This is a genomic window from Leclercia sp. Marseille-Q4284 (assembly GCF_916618945.1).
GTDB classification, from domain to species: domain Bacteria; phylum Pseudomonadota; class Gammaproteobacteria; order Enterobacterales; family Enterobacteriaceae; genus Enterobacter; species Enterobacter tamurae.
Window position 1 is genome coordinate 1,003,059 of the sequence record NZ_CAKAKG010000002.1, and the last position, 20,182, is coordinate 1,023,240.

General features: G+C 56.5%; 15 protein-coding genes, 1 rRNA gene and 1 riboswitch. Of the genes, 9 read left to right on the top strand and 7 right to left on the bottom strand.

All coding sequences use genetic code 11. The annotated features are described in order from the left end of the window. Positions 1-82: 82 nt before the first annotated feature. From LG383_RS19490 to argE, 5 genes are all read right to left on the bottom strand, one after another. The gene (locus LG383_RS19490) at positions 83-1,186 is read right to left on the bottom strand and encodes a glycerol dehydrogenase (RefSeq protein ID WP_225759958.1); all 1,104 of its coding nucleotides are present in this window, start codon (positions 1,184-1,186) and stop codon (positions 83-85) included. Between the two features lie 12 nt (positions 1,187-1,198). Then, positions 1,199-1,861: a fructose-6-phosphate aldolase gene (gene fsa / locus LG383_RS19495; protein WP_225759959.1), complete on the bottom strand. Its 663-nt coding sequence runs from the start codon at positions 1,859-1,861 to the stop codon at positions 1,199-1,201. Between the two features lie 128 nt (positions 1,862-1,989). Next, on the bottom strand, positions 1,990-2,757 hold the full coding sequence (locus LG383_RS19500; protein WP_106995798.1) for an AraC family transcriptional regulator: 768 nt from the start codon (positions 2,755-2,757) through the stop codon (positions 1,990-1,992). A gap of 94 nt (positions 2,758-2,851) precedes the next feature. Continuing rightward, complete coding sequence (gene ppc / locus LG383_RS19505) at positions 2,852-5,503, bottom strand: phosphoenolpyruvate carboxylase (RefSeq protein ID WP_166184808.1); 2,652 nt, start codon at positions 5,501-5,503, stop codon at positions 2,852-2,854. A 247-nt stretch (positions 5,504-5,750) separates the two neighbouring features. Next, positions 5,751-6,902: an acetylornithine deacetylase gene (argE, locus tag LG383_RS19510; protein WP_225759960.1), complete on the bottom strand. Its 1,152-nt coding sequence runs from the start codon at positions 6,900-6,902 to the stop codon at positions 5,751-5,753. Positions 6,903-6,990: 88 nt separating this feature from the next. Between argE and argC the strand changes: the two genes are divergently transcribed. The 4 genes from argC (at position 6,991) to oxyR (ending at position 11,493) form a co-directional block, all read left to right on the top strand. Then, positions 6,991-7,995, top strand: coding sequence for an N-acetyl-gamma-glutamyl-phosphate reductase (argC, locus tag LG383_RS19515; protein WP_225759961.1), 1,005 nt, complete (start codon positions 6,991-6,993; stop codon positions 7,993-7,995). Between the two features lie 6 nt (positions 7,996-8,001). Next, complete coding sequence (gene argB, locus LG383_RS19520) at positions 8,002-8,778, top strand: acetylglutamate kinase (RefSeq protein ID WP_225759962.1); 777 nt, start codon at positions 8,002-8,004, stop codon at positions 8,776-8,778. 101 nt (positions 8,779-8,879) lie between these two features. Further along, positions 8,880-10,253: an argininosuccinate lyase gene (gene argH, locus LG383_RS19525; RefSeq protein WP_225759963.1), complete on the top strand. Its 1,374-nt coding sequence runs from the start codon at positions 8,880-8,882 to the stop codon at positions 10,251-10,253. 322 nt (positions 10,254-10,575) lie between these two features. Beyond that, entirely contained in the window at positions 10,576-11,493 is a 918-nt protein-coding gene (oxyR, locus tag LG383_RS19530) for a DNA-binding transcriptional regulator OxyR (RefSeq protein ID WP_106995804.1), read from the top strand. Here the strand turns inward: oxyR and sthA are convergent. Further along, positions 11,476-12,876: a Si-specific NAD(P)(+) transhydrogenase gene (gene sthA / locus LG383_RS19535; RefSeq protein WP_106995805.1), complete on the bottom strand. Its 1,401-nt coding sequence runs from the start codon at positions 12,874-12,876 to the stop codon at positions 11,476-11,478. The genes oxyR and sthA overlap by 18 nt on opposite strands. Before the next feature lie 196 nt (positions 12,877-13,072). Here sthA and fabR point away from each other — a divergent pair, with 196 nt between their 5' ends. Continuing rightward, positions 13,073-13,711 carry an HTH-type transcriptional repressor FabR gene (fabR, locus tag LG383_RS19540; protein ID WP_032615233.1) on the top strand — a complete coding sequence of 213 codons (639 nt, stop codon included), beginning with the start codon at positions 13,073-13,075 and terminating at the stop codon, positions 13,709-13,711. Positions 13,712-13,721: 10 nt separating this feature from the next. Further along, on the top strand, positions 13,722-14,081 hold the full coding sequence (locus LG383_RS19545) for a YijD family membrane protein (RefSeq protein ID WP_166184793.1): 360 nt from the start codon (positions 13,722-13,724) through the stop codon (positions 14,079-14,081). 45 nt (positions 14,082-14,126) lie between these two features. Here the strand turns inward: LG383_RS19545 and trmA are convergent, their stop codons facing one another. Next, a complete protein-coding gene (trmA, locus tag LG383_RS19550; protein ID WP_225759964.1) occupies positions 14,127-15,227 on the bottom strand; it encodes a tRNA (uridine(54)-C5)-methyltransferase TrmA in 1,101 nt (366 codons plus the stop codon). A 104-nt stretch (positions 15,228-15,331) separates the two neighbouring features. Further along, positions 15,332-15,508: riboswitch (cobalamin riboswitch) on the top strand. Between the two features lie 65 nt (positions 15,509-15,573). Between trmA and btuB the strand changes: the two genes are divergently transcribed. From btuB to LG383_RS19565, 3 genes are all read left to right on the top strand, one after another. Then, the gene (gene btuB, locus LG383_RS19555) at positions 15,574-17,427 is read left to right on the top strand and encodes a TonB-dependent vitamin B12 receptor BtuB (RefSeq protein ID WP_225759965.1); all 1,854 of its coding nucleotides are present in this window, start codon (positions 15,574-15,576) and stop codon (positions 17,425-17,427) included. Then, positions 17,372-18,223 (top strand): glutamate racemase, encoded by an 852-nt coding sequence (murI, locus tag LG383_RS19560; protein ID WP_225759966.1) that lies wholly within the window; start codon positions 17,372-17,374, stop codon positions 18,221-18,223. Before btuB ends, murI begins: the two co-directional genes overlap by 56 nt. A 382-nt stretch (positions 18,224-18,605) precedes the next feature. Then, positions 18,606-20,145: ribosomal RNA gene (locus tag LG383_RS19565) — 16S ribosomal RNA — on the top strand. Positions 20,146-20,182 lie beyond the last annotated feature (37 nt).

Sequence of the window (20,182 nt, forward strand, 5' to 3'; positions counted from 1 at the left end):
TTTTTTTGCCGGGTGGCGGCTTCGCCTTACCCGGCCTACGGATTGTAGGCCCGTGCAAGCGCAGCGCCGCCGGGCATGAAGGTTACTCCCATTCCTGTAAAAAACGCTGGCCGTACTGGTCGGCAACCACCAGGGCCGCATACACCTGCTCCGGTGTCGCACCGCCCGGCATATTGTGGATGGTTTCATCTTTCGCACACGATGCGGCCGCCACTAAGCGCATTTTGGCGGGGATATCGGCAGTGATAGCCAGCTGCGCCAGGGTAATTGGCAGCCCCACGCTGTGGCACAGCGCCGCCACGGTTTCGATCTCTTCCACCGGCGCATTCTCCAGCACCAGTTGGGTCAGGGTGCCAAACGCCACTTTCTCGCCGTGATAATAATGATGGGCATCCGGGATGGCGGTCAGACCGTTGTGAATGGCGTGCGCCGCCGCCAGGCCGCCGCTTTCAAAACCGACTCCGCTGAGATAGGTGTTGGCTTCAATCACCCGCTCAAGGGCAGGGGTCACCACATGCTGCTCCGCTGCCAGCATCGCTTTTTCACCCTCTTCCACCAGCGTGTTGTAGCACAGCTCAGCCAGCGCCAGCGCGGCCTGGGTGCACTTGCCGCCCGCCATGGTAGTCGCGCCGCTGCGGGAGCAGGCCCGGGCTTCAAACCAGGTCGCCAGCGCGTCGCCAATCCCGGCAGCCAACAGGCGGGCAGGGGCCCGCGCCACCACCTGGGTATCCACAATGACGATGTTTGGGTTGTGGGGCAGCATCAGATAGCGATCGAATTCGCCGCTGTCGGTATAGATAACGGAAAGCGCGCTGCAGGGCGCATCGGTTGAGGCGATGGTCGGGGCGATGGCGACCGGGACGTCCATAAAGTGCGCCAGCGCTTTGGCGGTATCCAGCGTCTTACCGCCGCCGATGCCGAGGATCGCCTGACAATCGGCACCTTTGGCCAGCTCACGCAGGTGATCGATCTCGTTCTGTGAACACTCGCCGCCGAAGGGCGCAATTTCGACATAGAGTTCGGCCTGTTCAAAGCTCTGACGCAGCGTCTCTTCGGCAAAGCCCAGCACAAACTTATCGCCTACCACCAGCCAGCGTGCTGCCAGCGGCTTGAGATAATCGCCGAGGCGGGTGAGCACATCGGCACCCTGAATGTATTTACCGGGTGATTGAATAATACGGTCCATAACATGTCTCCCTTAAAGATTGAGGCTACCAAACGCGTTTTTCCAGTCCTGCTCGAACTTGTCGATGGCTGACCCTACCGCGGGGGTATTGAGCATTTGCTGTGCGACATCGATGGGCAGGGTGATGGCTTCACAACCGGCGAGCAGGCAGTCCAGCGCCTGACGAGGTGTTTTGAAGCTGGCGGCCAGCACCATGCTCTCTGGCGCGTGCAGCTCCAGCAGGCTTTGCAGCTCCTGCACCGTACGGATCCCGTCTCCGCCCTGGGCATCCACGCGATTAACGTACGGCGCGATGTACTTTGCTCCCGCCAGGGCGGCCAGCAAGCCCTGAGCGGCGCTGTACACCGCGGTACCGAGGGTGGTGATGCCCTCTTTTTTAAGGGCTTTGATGGCGACCAGACCTTCTGCGGTGACCGGGATCTTGACCACGATGTTCGGGAAAGAAGCGCTCAGTCGTCTGGCTTCGGCAACCATCCCGTCGGCATCACGGCTCATGGTCTGGGCAAACAGAGTGCCTTCCGGACCAACGATCTTCTGCAGGCGCGGGAGAACATCCCACACGGATTCACCGCTGGCGGCAATAATGCTCGGGTTAGTGGTCACGCCGGCAATGGGAAAGATGCGGGCAAGGCGTTCGACGTCCGCCACGCTGGCGGTATCCAGATAGAGTTCCATTATTTTTCCTTAAGTCTTCAGGTCTGAATTAAGGATACGGCGGGCCAGGCGGGGGGAGCCAGAGGTCATTTTTGCCAAATACTGGACAAATGTAAGGTCCTTAGCGAAGTGAGAGGGGGATCACAATGCTAGTTTTTGGCGGTAAGCTGGCTGTGATACTGGCGGCGGTATTCCGACGGCGAGCGCTCGGTGTGCTTGCGAAACAGGCGGCAAAAGTAGTTGCTGTCCGTAAAGCCGCAGTGCGTGGCGATATCTTTAATTTTCAGATCGTAGCCTTTGAGCAGCTGTCGGGCATGCTCGAGACGGGTTCGGGTCAGGTATTCATTGAACCCCACGCTGCCGATCTTTTGAAACAGATGCGAAAGGTAGTTCGGTGAAATGTAAAACGCCTGCGCTACCGACTCGCGGGTTAGCGCTGATGCATGATGTTCTTCGATATACGTCCGAATGGCTTCAAACAGCGCCCGGCTGCGGGAGGCGGTGTGGATATCGCTGCCCAGCAGATCGCGACAGTGGCTGAGCAAACTTAATACCACCAGCCTGGCCGTCTCCTGCTCATCCGGCTGCATCTGCAACTCAGCGAGCGTTTGCAGCAGAAAAGCACCCGTTCTCGGCCCGCGCCTGGCAACCTGCTGCTGATGCAAAACGGTGGCGTCACGCTGGAGTTGGATCGTCAGCTGCTGTTTGCCGAAGCTGATGCTAAGACAGGTTGTGGGTGGCAAAGGATGATGCCCGGATGAAGAGAACACCACGTCATGGGTCTGGCCCTCAAGCATAATCACCAGACGAGGAGAAGCGTGGGGAACCTGTTCGGCCGGAGGAGCAAAATGCACCTGATGCAGGGGCGATGTGCCGTTGATCAGATCGGTCAGGATGGGAGTGATATCGTGGTGCATGATGGGAGTACCGAAATGTGCCGGGTGGCGCTAACGCTTACCCGGCCTACTTATCGTAGGCCCGTGCAAGCGTAGCGCCGCCGGGCATAAAGCCTTAGCCGGTGTTACGCATCCCCGCCGCAACGCCCGCGATGGTGACCATCAGCGCTTGTTCCACGCGTGGATCCGGCTCCAGACCCTCTTCTTCCGCTTTACGCGAGCGGTACAGCAGCTCTGCCTGCAGCACGTTCAGCGGGTCAGTGTAGATGTTACGCAGCTGAATGGACTCAGCAATCCACGGCAGATCGGCCATCAGATGGGAGTCGTTGGCGATATCCAGCACCACTTTGATGTCATCTTCCAGCAGCGCACGCAGCTCGCTACCCAGCGCCCACAGCTCCGGTTTTACCAGACGCTGATCGTAGTATTCCGCCAGCCACAGGTCGGCTTTCGAGAACACCATCTCCAGCATGCCGAGGCGGGTGGAGAAGAACGGCCAGTCGCGACACATGGATTCCAGCTCGTTCTGCTTGCCGTCTTCCACCACTTTTTGCAGCGCGGCACCGGCACCCAGCCAGGCCGGGAGCATCAGACGGTTCTGCGTCCAGGCGAAGATCCACGGGATAGCACGCAGGGACTCCACGCCGCCGGTTGGGCGACGTTTTGCCGGACGTGAACCCAGCGGCAGTTTGCCCAGCTCCTGCTCCGGCGTTGCCGAGCGGAAGTAAGGTACGAAGTCTTTGTTTTCGCGCACATAGCCGCGATACATATCGCAGGAGATATCCGACAGCTCGTCCATGATATGGCGCCAGGCGTCTTTTGGCTCCGGCGGTGGCAGCAGGTTCGCTTCGAGGATCGCGCTGGTATAGAGCGACAGGCTGCTGATGGTCACTTCCGGCAGACCGTACTTGAAGCGGATCATCTCGCCCTGTTCGGTCACACGCAGGCCGCCTTTCAGGCTGCCCGGCGGTTGGGAGAGCAGGGCCGCATGAGCAGGGGCACCGCCACGGCCAATCGAACCGCCGCGACCGTGGAACAGGGTCAGTTCAATCCCGGCTTTTTCACAGGTTTTGATCAGCGCGTCCTGAGCCTGATACTGCGCCCAGGAGGCGGCCATCACGCCCGCATCTTTTGCAGAGTCGGAATAGCCAATCATCACCATCTGCTTGCCCTGGATAAAGCCGCGATACCAGTCGATGTTCAGCAGCTGGGTCATCACGTCGTTGGCGTTATTCAGGTCGTCGAGGGTTTCAAACAGCGGCGCAACCGGCAGGGCGAAGGTAATCCCCGCTTCTTTCAGCAGCAGGTGAACCGCCAGCACGTCGGACGGGGTTTTGGCCATCGAGATCACATAGGCCGCCACCGATCCTTTCGGCGCATCGACGATCGCTTTGCAGGTGTCGAGCACTTCGCGGGTCTCTTCGCTTGGCGCCCAGCTCCGCGGCAGCAGAGGGCGTTTGGAATTCAGCTCGCGGATCAGGAAGGCCTGTTTGTCGGCTTCTGACCAGCTTTCGTAGTCGCCAATGCCGAGATAGCGGGTCAGTTCGCCCAGCGCCTCGGTGTGGCGGGTGCTCTCCTGACGCACGTCAATACGCACCAGCGGCACGCCGAAACACTTCACGCGGCGCAGGGTATCGAGCAGCTCACCGTTGGCGATGATGCCCATTCCGCAGGCCTGCAGTGATTGATAACAGGCGTACAGCGGCTCCCACAGCTGCTCGTTCTGGCTCAGCAGACCGGCAGGTTTCGGCAGGCGTTGGCCCTTAAGGCGCGCTTCCAGCCAGGCCTGAGTGGCCAGCAGCTGGCCACGCAGATTTTTGAGCAGAAAGCGGTAAGGTTCGGTTGCACCGGCTTCACCCACCAGCTCAAGCAGTTCTGGCGTGGCTTCGACCATTGAGAGCTCAGAAATCAGAATCTGAATATCTTTCAGGAACAGGTCGGTGGCTTTCCAGCGGCTCAGCAGCAGGACGTGACGGGTAATTTCTGCGGTGACGTTCGGGTTGCCGTCGCGGTCGCCGCCCATCCAGGAGGTGAAGCGCACCGGCACAAAATCCACCGGCAGGCGATAGCCGAGGTTCTCTTCCAGCTGTTCATTCAGCTCGCGCAGGTAGTTAGGTACCCCTTCCCACAGGCTGTTTTCCACCACCGCAAAGCCCCATTTGGCTTCATCAACCGGGCTTGGGCGGTGCTTACGAATTTCATCGGTGTGCCAGGACTGAGCAATCAGCTGGCGCAGACGGCGCATCAGCTGGTTACGTTCGTAGTCGGCAATCTCTTTGTTATCCAGCTGCTTGAGGCAGTTGTTCACTTCACCCATCTTGTGGATCAGGGTGCGGCGGGTGATCTCGGTCGGGTGGGCGGTTAACACCAGCTCCAGGGACAGAGACTCGACGGCCTTTTTGATTGTCGCTTCGTTGAGTTCGGGCTGGTCCTTGAGTTTTCTGAGCGTGCGGGCAATCACTTCCGGGTTGCTGGCCCCTTCGCCATTCGGCGAAATGCTGTGGTACTGCTCGGCAGTGTTCGCCAGGTTAAGGAACTGGCTGAAGGCACGGGCAACGGGCAGCAGCTCGTCGTTGGAGAGGTTCTGCAGCGTAGTGAGCAGCTCCTGACGATTGGCTTCGTTACCGGCACGGGAAGATTTAGACAGTTTACGGATTGTTTCAACGCGATCGAGAATGTTCTCGCCCAACGCATCCTTGATGGTATCTCCCAGCACCTTGCCGAGCATACTGACATTACTACGCAACGCGGAATATTGTTCGTTCATAAAAACCCAGTCACCCCATCATTTTTGTTTATGCCCGGCCAGACATCTAACGGACATTATTTTGTCATCTCCCTTTATAAAGCCACGTAAAACCCCCGTCGTCAATTGCTGCGAAAACGGTTCAGCAAACGAATAAATGCGGGCAATTTACGAAATTTAATTGGCTTTGCGTCAGATAAGAGATGCTTATGAGAGTGTGACGAAGATCATGAGATTTTTCCCCTCTCGTGAGAGAGGGGAGCAGTCATTAATGCCAGCAGAAGTGATGCACAACCTGAGTAATTAACTCACGGGTTGGTTTGATAAAGCGCGTTTCCAGGTACTCATCTGGTTGGTGGGCCTGGTTGATGGAGCCCGGGCCGAGGACCAGCGTCGGACAGAGAGTCTGAATAAACGGCGCTTCGGTGCAGTAGTTCACCACGTCGGTTTTTTCGCCGAGCAGTTTTTCCACCACTTCCACCAGCTGATGGTCCGGCGGGCACGCGTAGCCCGGGATCGGCGGATGCAGTTCAGAGACCGTCAGACGGCCCGGCCAGCGTTCGCTCACCGGGGCCAGGGCTTCGTTCAGCAAGCCGTCGAGATCGCTCAACGTCATGCCCGGCAGCGGACGGATGTCCATATGCAGCTCGCAGCAGGCGCAGATGCGGTTGGAGGCATCGCCGCCGTGCAGGCTGCCGAGGTTCAGCGTTGGATACGGCACGGTGAAGGCTTCGTAGTGATAACGCTCTTTTAGCTCGTCGCGCAGCAGCATGATGCGACCAATGGCGTCGTGCATCAGTTCGATGGCGTTGACGCCGCGCGCCGGATCGCTGGAGTGGCCGGACTGGCCCAGCACGCGCACCGCCGTAGAGATATGGCCTTTGTGCGCGCGGATTGGCTGCAGGGAAGTCGGCTCGCCGATAATGGCACAATCCGGGCGAATCGAGGTGTTTTCAGAGAAGTAGCGCGCGCCCGCCATGCTGGTCTCTTCGTCGGCGGTCGCCAGAATATAGAGCGGCTTTTTCAGCGTTTTCACGTCCACGTCACGCAACGCGTCGAGGATAAAGGCGAAGAAGCCTTTCATGTCGGCGGTGCCCAGCCCGTAGAGCTTGTTGTCGTGCTCGGTCAGGGTGAAGGGATCGCGCGTCCAGCGACCATCGTCAAAGGGCACGGTATCGGTATGTCCCGCCAGCAGCAGACCGCCGGCACCCTGGCCGGTACTGGCGAGCAGGTTAAATTTATTCCGGGTTCCCGGGACCGGCTGAACCTCCACCTTAAACCCGAGATCGCTGAACCATCCCGCCAGCAGATTGATTAAAGTCTCATTACTCTGATCCAGCGCTTCTTCCGTTGCGCTGATGGACGGCGTGGCAATCAGGGCGCGGTAGATCTCGATAAATGGCGGTAAATTCATTTTCATTGTTGACACACCTTAGGTCGTGATAGTATCAATATTCATGCAATAAATGTGAATAAAAATACATTAACGTTGAGCATAAAGGAACCCGATGTTGAATACGCTGATTGTAGGCGCCAGCGGTTATGCGGGCGCAGAGCTTGTAAGCTACGTGAATCGCCATCCTCATATGACCATAACCGCTTTGACTGTCTCAGCGCAAAGCAATGATGCAGGAAAGTTAATTTCCGATTTACATCCGCAACTTAAAGGGATTGTCGATCTGCCATTGCAGCCAATGTCGGATATCAGCGAGTTTACCGACGGCGTGGACGTGGTGTTTTTAGCCACCGCCCACGAAGTCAGCCACGACCTGGCGCCGCAGTTCCTGGCCGCCGGTTGCGTGGTGTTCGATCTCTCCGGTGCGTTCCGGGTGAACGACGCCGCGTTCTATGAAAAATACTATGGCTTTACCCATCAGCACCCGGAACTGCTTGAAAAAGCGGTGTACGGTCTGGCGGAGTGGAGCGCCGATGCGCTGAAAGAAGCGAACCTGATTGCGGTGCCGGGTTGCTACCCGACGGCGGCGCAGCTCTCCCTGAAGCCGTTGATCGATGCAAACCTGTTGGATCTGAATCAGTGGCCGGTGATCAACGCCACCAGCGGCGTGAGCGGAGCCGGGCGCAAAGCGGCGATTTCCAACAGCTTCTGCGAAGTGAGCCTGCAGCCGTACGGTGTGTTCAATCACCGTCATCACCCGGAAATCACTACCCACCTGGGGGCGGACGTTATCTTTACGCCGCATCTGGGCAGCTTCCCGCGCGGGATCCTCGAAACCATCACCTGCCGCCTGAAGCCGGGCGTGACTAACGATCAGGTGAGCGAGGTCTTCACGACGGCGTATGCGGATAAACCGCTGGTGCGTCTGTATGACAAAGGCGTCCCGGCGCTGAAAAACGTGGTTGGTCTGCCGTTCTGCGATATCGGCTTTGCTGTGCAGGGTGAGCACCTGATTGTGGTGGCCGCAGAAGATAACCTGCTGAAAGGCGCTGCCGCTCAGGCTATCCAGTGCGCAAATATTCGTTTTGGCTATGCTGAAACGCAGTCTCTTATTTAAGGTGTGATGATGAACCCATTAATTATCAAGCTTGGTGGTGTCCTGCTGGACAGCGAAGAGGCGCTGGAGCGTCTGTTTACCGCGCTGGTTAACTATCGCGAATCCCATCAACGCCCGCTGGTGATTGTTCACGGCGGCGGCTGCGTGGTCGATGAATTAATGAAAGGCCTGAACCTGCCGGTGAAAAAGAAGAACGGCCTGCGCGTTACGCCTGCTGACCAGATCGACATTATTACCGGTGCCCTGGCGGGGACTGCCAACAAAACCCTGTTGTCCTGGGCGAAGAAACACCATATCGCCTCCGTGGGTCTCTATCTTGGCGATGGCGACAGCGTCCAAGTGACCCAGCTCGATGAAGAGCTTGGCCACGTAGGACTGGCGCAGCCGGGTTCACCAAAACTGATTAATACCCTGCTGGAAGGCGGTTTCCTGCCAGTGGTCAGCTCTATCGGCGTCACCGAAGAGGGCGATCTGATGAACGTCAACGCTGACCAGGCGGCAACCGCGCTGGCGGCGACGCTGGGTGCTGACCTGATCCTGCTCTCTGACGTGAGCGGCATTCTGGACGGCAAAGGCCAGCGCATCGCGGAAATGACCGCTGAGAAAGCCGAGCAGCTGATCGAGCAGGGCATTATTACCGATGGCATGATTGTGAAGGTGAACGCGGCGCTGGATGCCGCCCGCACGCTCGGTCGTCCGGTGGATATCGCCTCCTGGCGCCACGCCGAGCAACTGCCGGCGCTGTTTAACGGCACGCCGATTGGTACGCGTATTTTGGCTTAAGATTTACTGCCCGGCGGCGCTCTGCTTGCCGGGCCTACAAGACCGTAGGCCGGGTAAGCGTAGCGCCACCCGGCGGAACTAACGAATAAAGGAAGCATGTTATGGCACTTTGGGGTGGGCGTTTTACACAGGCAGCGGATCAACGGTTCAAACAGTTCAACGACTCTTTGCGCTTCGACTACCGCCTGGCCGAACAGGATATCGTCGGCTCTGTGGCCTGGTCCAAAGCGCTGGTGACCGTAGGCGTGCTGACCGCAGACGAACAGGTGCAGCTGGAAGAGGCGCTGAACAACCTGCTGGAAGAGGTGCGTCTGAACCCGCAGCAGATCCTTGAGAGCGACGCCGAAGATATTCACAGCTGGGTGGAAGGCAAGCTGATCGACAAAGTCGGCCAGTTAGGTAAAAAGCTGCACACCGGCCGGAGCCGTAACGACCAGGTGGCGACCGACCTCAAGCTGTGGTGTAAAGACACTGTGGTGGAACTGCTGGCCGCGAATCGTCAGCTGCAGAGCGCGCTGGTGGAAACCGCGCACAACAATCAGGATGCGGTGATGCCGGGTTATACCCACCTGCAGCGTGCCCAGCCTGTCACCTTTGCGCACTGGTCGCTGGCCTACGTTGAGATGCTGGCCCGTGATGAGAGCCGCCTGCAGGATACTTTGAAGCGCCTCGACGTAAGCCCGCTGGGCAGCGGCGCGCTGGCGGGTACCGCCTACGAAATCGACCGTGAACAGCTGGCCGGCTGGCTGGGCTTTGCTTCCGCCACCCGCAACAGCCTGGACAGCGTCTCCGACCGTGACCACGTGCTGGAGCTGCTCTCCAATGCCTCTATCGGTATGGTGCACCTGTCGCGCTTTGCCGAAGACCTGATCTTCTTCAACTCTGGCGAAGCCGGTTTTGTTGAACTGTCGGACCGTGTGACCTCCGGCTCCTCCCTGATGCCGCAGAAGAAAAACCCGGATGCGCTGGAGCTGATCCGCGGCAAGTGTGGCCGCGTGCAGGGTGCGCTGACCGGCATGATGATGACCCTCAAAGGGCTACCGCTGGCCTACAACAAAGATATGCAGGAAGACAAGGAAGGGTTGTTCGATGCGCTCGACACCTGGCTGGACTGTCTGCATATGGCGGCGCTGGTGCTTGATGGCATTCAGGTGAAACGTCCGCGTTGCCAGGAAGCGGCCCAGCAGGGCTACGCTAACTCCACCGAGCTGGCGGATTACCTGGTCGCCAAAGGTGTGCCGTTCCGTGAAGCGCACCATATCGTCGGCGAAGCGGTGGTAGAAGCCATTCGTCAGGGCAAACCGCTGGAAGATCTGCCGCTGGCCGACCTGCAGAAATTCAGCAGCGTGATTGGCGAGGATGTCTATCCGATCCTGGCCCTGCAATCCTGTCTGGATAAGCGTGCGGCCAAAGGTGGCGTGTCGCCGAAGCAGGTCGCGCAGGCGATTGCGGATGCGAAAAACCGCCTGGTATAATTCGTGCGGGCTGGTGCCCTCACCCCGGCCCTCTCCCACCGGGAGAGGGAGCAAACACTAAAAATGGCAACTTCGGTTGCCATTTTGCGTTTATCCGGTTTTTTTACGCAAAAAAAAAGCGGACCACGAGGTCCGCAAAAGTTCACGTTGGCTTTAGTTGTTCGAGTTTTGAGAGAAACTCGTCAGACGGGACAGGACTTCAAGGGTAATCAGTGCCGCCTCGTCTCTGTGATGCATTATTCAACAGAACGCTTGATAGGGATAATCGTTCGTTGCTATGCTATCTATCGCCATGAACTATCGTGGCGACGGAGGATGAATAATGAATATTCGTGATCTTGAATACCTGGTGGCGTTAGCCGAGCACCGCCATTTTCGCCGCGCGGCAGACTCCTGCCACGTCAGTCAGCCTACGCTTAGCGGACAGATCCGCAAGCTGGAGGATGAGCTTGGCGTGATGCTGCTGGAGCGCACCAGTCGTAAAGTGCTGTTCACCCAGGCGGGCCTGCTGCTGGTGGATCAGGCGCGCACCGTGCTGCGCGAGGTCAAAGTGCTCAAGGAAATGGCGAGCCAGCAGGGGGAGACGATGTCCGGCCCGCTGCATATTGGCCTGATCCCAACCGTTGGCCCGTACCTGCTGCCGCAAATTATTCCGATGCTGCACCAGACCTTCCCGAAACTCGAAATGTATCTGCACGAAGCGCAAACCCATCAGCTGCTGGCGCAGCTGGACAGCGGTAAGCTCGATTGCGCGATCCTCGCGCTGGTCAAAGAGAGTGAAGCTTTTATCGAAGTGCCGCTGTTTGACGAGCCGATGATGCTGGCGATCTATGAGGATCACCCGTGGGCGAACCGCGATCGCGTGCCGATGGCCGATCTGGCCGGGGAAAAGCTGCTGATGCTGGAAGATGGCCACTGTCTGCGCGATCAGGCGATGGGCTTCTGCTTTGAAGCGGGTGCCGATGAAGATACCCACTTCCGTGCGACCAGCCTGGAAACGCTGCGTAACATGGTGGCGGCAGGAAGTGGAATTACGCTGCTGCCCGCGCTGTCAGTCCCGCCGGAACGTCGTCGCGACGGGGTGGTCTATCTGCCATGCATTAAGCCGGAGCCGCGCCGTACCATTGGCCTGGTTTATCGTCCGGGATCGCCGCTGCGCAGCCGCTATGAGCAGCTGGCAGAGGCCATCCGCAGTTCGATGGAAGGCCGTTTCGACAGTGCGTTAAAACAGGCGGTTTAAGCCGTTCAGCGCCGCTACCCGATAAGCTTCTGCCATGGTCGGGTAGTTAAAGGTGGTATTAACAAAGTATTCGATGGTGTTACCGCCACCTTTTTGCTCCATGATCGCCTGGCCGATGTGAATGATTTCCGCCGCACGCTCGCCGAAGCAGTGTATGCCGAGGATCTCTTTCGTCTCGCGATGGAACAGGATCTTCAGCGTTCCCACGCTCATCCCGACGATTTGCGCCCGCGCCAGATGTTTAAACTGGGCACGACCCACCTCGTAAGGCACCTTCATGGCCGTCAGCTGCTGCTCGGTTTTGCCGACAGAGCTAATTTCCGGAATGGTGTAAATGCCGGTCGGAATATCTTCGATCAGATGCGCCGTCGCTTCACCTTTCACCAGCGCCTGAGCGGCAATACGCCCCTGGTCATACGCCGCTGATGCCAGGCTTGGATAACCAATCACGTCACCGACAGCATAGATATGCGGCAGGGCGGTCTGGTACATGCTGTTGACCTTGAGCAGCCCACGGCTGTCGGTGGTCAAACCGATGTTTTCCAGCGCCAGCGAGTCGGTGTTACCGGTACGACCGTTAGCGTAAAGCAGGCAGTCGGCTTTCAGCTTTTTACCCGACTTCAGATGCATGATCACGCCATCGTCACAGCCTTCGATCTTCTCGTACTCTTCGTTGTGACGAATCACCACGCCGCTGTTCCAGAAGTGGTACGACAGCGAATCGGACATCTCCTGATCGAGGAACGCCAGCAGGCGGTCGCGAGTGTTAATCAGGTCAACTTTGACGTTCATGCCGCGGAAGATGGAGGCATATTCACAGCCGATCACCCCGGCACCGTAGATCAGCACGTGGCGTGGCTCATGATGCAGACTCAGAATGGAGTCGCTGTCGTAAACCCGCGGATGGGAGAAATCCACATCAGCCGGATGGTACGGACGTGAGCCACAGGCGATCACAAACTTCTCGGCGGTAATGGTCTCGACCGAACCATCATGGCACTCCAGCGCCAGCGTATGTTCATCAACGAAATGGGCGTTACCCTGCAGAATTTCGCAGTGATTGCGCTCATAAAAGCCCTGACGCATACGCGTCTGCTGATTAATAACGTTATCAGCATGGTTCAGTATGTCGGCAAAAGAAGAGCGGAGAAGACGGGAGTGATCGCTGTAAAGAGGGTTCTGGTTGAATTCAATGATGCGGCTGACAGCGTGGCGGAGAGCTTTGGAAGGGATGGTGCCCCAGTGGGTGCAACCGCCGCCAACATTATGGTAGCGCTCAATAACCGCTACTCTGGCTCCTTGCTTAACCAGTCCCATAGCAGCGCCTTCGCCGCCGGGGCCGGAACCAATAACTATTGCGTCGTAATCGTAGGAATGTGACATGGTAAGGCTTACCTGTTCTTATACATAAAAGCAACAGAATAGTAACATCATTGGCGGGATAACCCAATTATCGTTGTGCTCTTTTCGCGTGGTGGAGCACAAACAACAGGGAAACCCTCATTCTGTAAGCCAGGTAAACCGATTAATTTTATTCTCTGGTATAGTGCCAGCGGGCCTTTGGAAGGATTCAACTATCGTGATGGGCGTAAGAGCACAACAAAAAGAGAAAACCCGGCGTTCGCTGGTAGAAGCGGCATTCAGTCAACTGAGTGCCGAGCGAAGTTTTGCCAGTCTGAGCCTGCGCGAAGTCGCACGCGAAGCCGGGATTGCGCCTACCTCTTTCTATCGTCATTTCCGTGACGTAGATGAACTGGGTCTGACCATGGTGGATGAAAGCGGGCTGATGCTCCGCCAGCTGATGCGCCAGGCGCGTCAGCGTATCGCCAAAGGGGGCAGCGTGATCCGCACCTCCGTTTCCACCTTTATGGAGTTTATCGGCAACAACCCTAACGCGTTTCGTTTACTGTTGCGCGAACGCTCTGGTACCTCGGCCGCGTTTCGTGCCGCCGTGGCGCGTGAGATTCAGCATTTTATTGCGGAACTTGCCGACTATCTTGAACTCGAAAACCATATGCCGCGCGCCTTTACTGAAGCGCAGGCCGAGGCGATGGTGACCATAGTCTTCAGTGCGGGCGCCGAAGCACTGGATGTGAGCGTTGAACAACGCAAGCAACTCGAAGAGCGACTGGTATTGCAACTGCGGATGATCTCTAAAGGGGCTTATTACTGGTATCGCCGTGAACAAGAAAAACTGGCGCATCAATCCGATGAGTGAAAGGTGAGTAATGAAACAGACAGGACAGGATAAAGGAACATTATTGCTGGCATTGATCGCTGGCTTATCCATTAACGGTACCTTTGCAGCGATGTTTAGCTCCATTGTACCGTTTTCGGTTTTCCCGATGATCTCTTTGGTGCTGACGGTGTACTGTCTGCATCAGCGTTATCAGAATCGCACCATGCCGGTGGGGTTACCGGCATTGTCGGCGGCGTTCTTTGTGCTGGGTGTCCTGCTGTATAGCACCGTGGTGCGCGCAGAGTATCCGGATATTGGCTCTAACTTCCTGCCTGCCGTACTGTCGGTGGCGCTGGTGTTCTGGATCGGCATTAAAATGCGTAACCGTAAACAGCAGCTGCCAGAGTAATCTGTCCCACGCCGGGTAAGCGCAGCGCCACCCGGCGATAACGGTTTACCGGGCCGTCAGTAACACGCCGCACTCCATATGGTGCGTATACGGGAACTGATCGAACAACGCCAGACGTTCAACCTTGTGCGTCTGGCTTAATGTTTCCAGGTTCTTGCATAAGGTTTCCGGGTTGCAGGAGATATACAGAATACGCGGGTACGCCTGCACCATCTTCTCAGTTTCGCTGTCCAGCCCGCTGCGCGGCGGATCGACGAAAATCGTCTCACACTGGTAGCTCTTCAGATCAATCCCCTGCAGACGGTTAAATTCCCGCACGCCGTTCATCGCCTGAGTAAACTCTTCCGCTGACATGCGAATGATCTGCACATTATCAATGTGGTTCGCCGCGATGTTGTACTGAGCGGAAGCCACCGACGGTTTGGCGATTTCGGTAGCCAGTACGCGATTGAAGTTACGCGCCAGCGCCAGCGAGAAGTTGCCGTTACCGCAGTAGAGCTCCAGCAGATCGCCGGTTGAACCTTCGGTGGCATTCAGCGCCCACTCCAGCATCTGCACGTTCATCGCCGCGTTCGGCTGAGTAAAGCTGTTCTCCACCTGGCGATAAATCATCTCTTTGCCCGCCACCGGCAGGCGCTCGTCGATGAAATCCTGATCCAGTGCGATTTTGGTTTTTGTCGCACGGCCAATCAGATGGACGTTGATGTTCTGCGCGCGCAGCGCATCACGCAGGGCTTCTGCAGCCTGGCGCCACTCGTCATTCAGCGCTTTATGGTACAGGAGGGAGACGATGGCCTGATTGCTTTGGGTGGTCAGGTAGTCAATCTGGAACAGCTTATGGCGCAGCAGCGGATTATTGCGCACGCCGTCCATCATCAGGGTCATCAACTGGTTAATCAGCTCGCTGGCCGCCGGGAAGCTGTCCACGCGGATACGGCTTTTGGTCTGCTGATCGAAAATGATGTGATACAGGTCGTCACCGTCGTGCCAGATACGGAATTCAGCACGCATACGGTAGTGACTGACCGGGGAGCGGAACACCTCAGGCGCAGGCGCAGCAAAAGGCGTCATCATACTTTGCAGACGGACGACTTTCTCTGCCAGTTGCGCGTCGTACTGTTCTGTCGGGAGGTGTTCGGGGGTCATGATGCTTCCTGATTGATGATGAATTACGCGGGGATTGTAGGGATTGTGCAGGGGATGTCCAGCCTTAATGGTTAACGGCAGTCTGGACATCTATACGTGTCTAAATGTAGCATTATGTTTCCGGTCTCTTGTGAGTGAAAAGGGAATCCAGTGCAAATCTGGAGCTGACGCGCAGCGGTAAAGACTGGCGGGATGAGCGCTGTAGACACTGTGAAAATGGGAAGTCTTCATCCTTATAAAGCCACCTAGCCCGAAGACCTGCCGGGATCACGTCGCATTTGGTTTCATCATCGCGTGCTATGGGTGAGGCCTGCGGCATCCTTCTTATATTGTGGATGCTTTAACAATGATTAAAAAAGTATCGCTGTTGACGGCGCTTTCCGTCACGGCATTTTCGGGCTGGGCGCAGGATGGCGCAGACGCGTTGGTCGTAACGGCAAACCGTGTTGCACAACCTGCCAATACCGTTCTGGCCCCCAGCTCCGTTGTTACCCGGGAAGACATTGAACGCTGGCAGGCAAAAAGCGTCGTTGAGGTCATGTCACGCTTACCGGGTGTGGATATCGCCCAGAGCGGTGGGATAGGCGCTAACTCCTCTACCTTTATTCGCGGGACCGAATCCCGTCATGTGCTGGTGCTGATTGACGGCATTCCACTGAATAACGCCGGGATCAGTAACTCACCGGATCTCAGCCAGATTCCCGTGTCGCTCATTCAGCGTGTCGAATACATTCGTGGCCCGCGCTCGGCCCTGTATGGTTCGGATGCGATTGGCGGCGTGATTAACATTATTACGGGTCGGGACAAGCCAGGGGCGGAAATTACCGCCAGCGTCGGCTCGAAAGGCTATCAATCTTATGATGGTGCCTTCCAGCAGGTGCTGGATAAAACCAAAATCACCCTCGGCGGTAACTATACCTACACCCGTGGTTTTGATATCGATGCGGCAGATGCGCCACGCCAGCCCGATCGCGACGGCTTTATGAGCAAGTCGCTGTTTGGCTCGGTTGAGCAGCAGATCACCGACAACCTGAGCGGCTTCGTGCGTGGGCTCGGCTATGACAACCGCACGGCGTATGACGGCTATGAGCATTATGACGACAGCTTTATGGTCGATGGCCTGCCGGATACGCGTCAGCTGTATAGCCAGAACTGGGACACCGGCCTGCGCTATAACCAGGGGATCTACCAGACCCAACTGGTGGGTGGTTACGGTCGCAGCAAAGATCAGAACTATGACCCGAGCAAAGGCCGCTATGCTTCGTCTGCCACTACGGATGACGTCAAGCAATACACCGCCCAGTGGATGAACACCGTCACGGTGGGCCACGGCAATATCGGCGCGGGTCTGGACTGGCAGAAGCAAAAAACCCAGGCGGGAACCGGCTATCTGGATAAAGGCTACGAGCAACGCAACACCGGGGTTTTCCTGTCCGCCATGCAGCAGTTCGATAGCGTCACCCTGGAAGCCGCCGCGCGTAATGACGATAACTCTAACTTTGGCAACCATAACACCTGGCAGACCAGCGCCGGATGGGAGTTTATCGAAGGTTACCGGATTATCGGTTCCTACGGCACGGCCTACAAAGCGCCGACCATGAGCCAGATCCACAGTGCGAGCTACGGCAACCCGGACCTGAAGCCGGAAGAGAGCAAGCAGTGGGAAGGTGGCTTTGAGGGACTGACCGGACCGGTGACCTGGCGTGTATCGGGTTATCGCAACGATATCGATAACCTGATCAGCAGCGACCCGCGTACGTTCCGCTACTACAACGTGGATAAAGCACGCATCAAAGGTATTGAAGCCACGGCGCAGTTCGATACGGGTCCGGTGGGGCATCAGATTTCTTATGACTATGTTGATCCGCGTAATGCCAAAACCAACGAAGTGCTGGCTCGCCGTTCGAAGCAGCAGGTGAAGTACCAGCTGGATACGCAGGTATGGGATCTCGACTGGAATCTGGCCTACCGCTATCTGGGCACCCGTTATGACGTGGCGTATGATCCAAATACGTTCACCTCAGAGCGAGTGAAAATGGGTGGGGTAAGTTTGTGGGATCTCGCCGTTTCATATCCTGTCACCTCTCACCTTACAGTTCGTGGTAAAATCGCCAACCTGTTCGATAAAGACTACGAGACAGTTTATGGCTATGAAACTGCAGGACGGGAATACACCTTGTCTGGCAGCTACACCTTCTGACCCACGTCCCACCGTCCTGGTGTTTGACTCCGGTGTCGGTGGGCTTTCAGTCTATGATGAGATTCGGCATCTGCTGCCGGATCTTCATTACATCTATGCATTCGATAACGTGGCTTTTCCTTATGGGGAGAAGAGCGAAGCGTTTATTGTCGAACGCGTCGTTGAAATCGTTACCGCCGTACAACAACATTATCCTCTCGCCCTGGCGGTGATTGCCTGTAATACGGCGAGTACGGTTTCCCTTCCCGCTTTACGCGAAAAATTCCCGTTTCCGGTTGTCGGCGTGGTGCCAGCGATTAAACCTGCGGCGCGTCTGACGGCGAATGGCGTGGTGGGACTGCTGGCAACGCGCGGTACGGTTAAGCGTCCTTATACCCGCGAGCTGATCGAACGCTTTGCCAATGAATGCAAGATTGCCATGTTAGGTTCTGCCGAGCTGGTGGAGATGGCGGAAGCGAAGCTGCATGGTCAGGCAGTATCCCTGGAGGAGCTGAGTCGTATCTTGCGTCCATGGCTGAAAATGTCGGAACCGCCCGATACGGTTGTGCTGGGCTGCACGCACTTCCCTCTATTACAGGAGGAGTTGCTTGCCGTTCTGCCAGAAGGGACCCGGTTGGTGGATTCCGGTGCGGCTATTGCCCGTCGCACCGCCTGGCTGCTTGAACATGAAGCGCCAGATGCAAAATCTGCCGACAACAATATTGCGTATTGCATGGCATTGACCGCTGAGACTGAGCAACTTTTACCCGTTTTACGCCGTTACGGCTTTGAAACGCTCGAAAAACTAGCGCTGTAGCACGTTTTTGAGCAAAAAAAAGACGGTTGAAAGATTTTTTTAAATTAGCTCTTGTCACTGCCGAAGAACTCCCTATAATGCGCCTCCACTGACACGGAACAACGGATTACAAACCGCCGTGACAGCAGGCTTCAGAGATGAATGCCGGCGGAGAAAAGCGAAAATAATTGCTTGACTCTGAATGAGGAAAACGTATTATACGGGACCTCGCAACGGTGAGCGAAAGCCGCGTTGCACTGCTCTTTAACAATTTATCAGACAATCTGTGTGGGCACTCAAAGTGACATGGATTCTTAACGTCGCAAGACGATAAATGAATACCAAAGTCTCTGAGTGAACATACGTAATTCATTACGAAGTTTAATTCACGAGCATCAAACTTAAATTGAAGAGTTTGATCATGGCTCAGATTGAACGCTGGCGGCAGGCCTAACACATGCAAGTCGAACGGTAGCACAGAGAGCTTGCTCTCGGGTGACGAGTGGCGGACGGGTGAGTAATGTCTGGGAAACTGCCTGATGGAGGGGGATAACTACTGGAAACGGTAGCTAATACCGCATAACGTCGCAAGACCAAAGAGGGGGACCTTCGGGCCTCTTGCCATCAGATGTGCCCAGATGGGATTAGCTAGTAGGTGGGGTAATGGCTCACCTAGGCGACGATCCCTAGCTGGTCTGAGAGGATGACCAGCCACACTGGAACTGAGACACGGTCCAGACTCCTACGGGAGGCAGCAGTGGGGAATATTGCACAATGGGCGCAAGCCTGATGCAGCCATGCCGCGTGTATGAAGAAGGCCTTCGGGTTGTAAAGTACTTTCAGCGAGGAGGAAGGCGGTGAGGTTAATAACCTCATCGATTGACGTTACTCGCAGAAGAAGCACCGGCTAACTCCGTGCCAGCAGCCGCGGTAATACGGAGGGTGCAAGCGTTAATCGGAATTACTGGGCGTAAAGCGCACGCAGGCGGTCTGTCAAGTCGGATGTGAAATCCCCGGGCTCAACCTGGGAACTGCATTCGAAACTGGCAGGCTAGAGTCTTGTAGAGGGGGGTAGAATTCCAGGTGTAGCGGTGAAATGCGTAGAGATCTGGAGGAATACCGGTGGCGAAGGCGGCCCCCTGGACAAAGACTGACGCTCAGGTGCGAAAGCGTGGGGAGCAAACAGGATTAGATACCCTGGTAGTCCACGCCGTAAACGATGTCGACTTGGAGGTTGTTCCCTTGAGGAGTGGCTTCCGGAGCTAACGCGTTAAGTCGACCGCCTGGGGAGTACGGCCGCAAGGTTAAAACTCAAATGAATTGACGGGGGCCCGCACAAGCGGTGGAGCATGTGGTTTAATTCGATGCAACGCGAAGAACCTTACCTACTCTTGACATCCAGAGAACTTAGCAGAGATGCTTTGGTGCCTTCGGGAACTCTGAGACAGGTGCTGCATGGCTGTCGTCAGCTCGTGTTGTGAAATGTTGGGTTAAGTCCCGCAACGAGCGCAACCCTTATCCTTTGTTGCCAGCGGTTAGGCCGGGAACTCAAAGGAGACTGCCAGTGATAAACTGGAGGAAGGTGGGGATGACGTCAAGTCATCATGGCCCTTACGAGTAGGGCTACACACGTGCTACAATGGCGCATACAAAGAGAAGCGACCGCGCGAGAGCAAGCGGACCTCATAAAGTGCGTCGTAGTCCGGATTGGAGTCTGCAACTCGACTCCATGAAGTCGGAATCGCTAGTAATCGTAGATCAGAATGCTACGGTGAATACGTTCCCGGGCCTTGTACACACCGCCCGTCACACCATGGGAGTGGGTTGCAAAAGAAGTAGGTAGCTTAACCTTCGGGAGGGCGCTTACCACTTTGTGATTCATGACTGGGGTGAAGTCGTAACAAGGTAACCGTAGGGGAACCTGCGGTTGGATCACCTCCTTACCTTAAAGAACCTGCCTTTGTAGTGTCCACACAGATT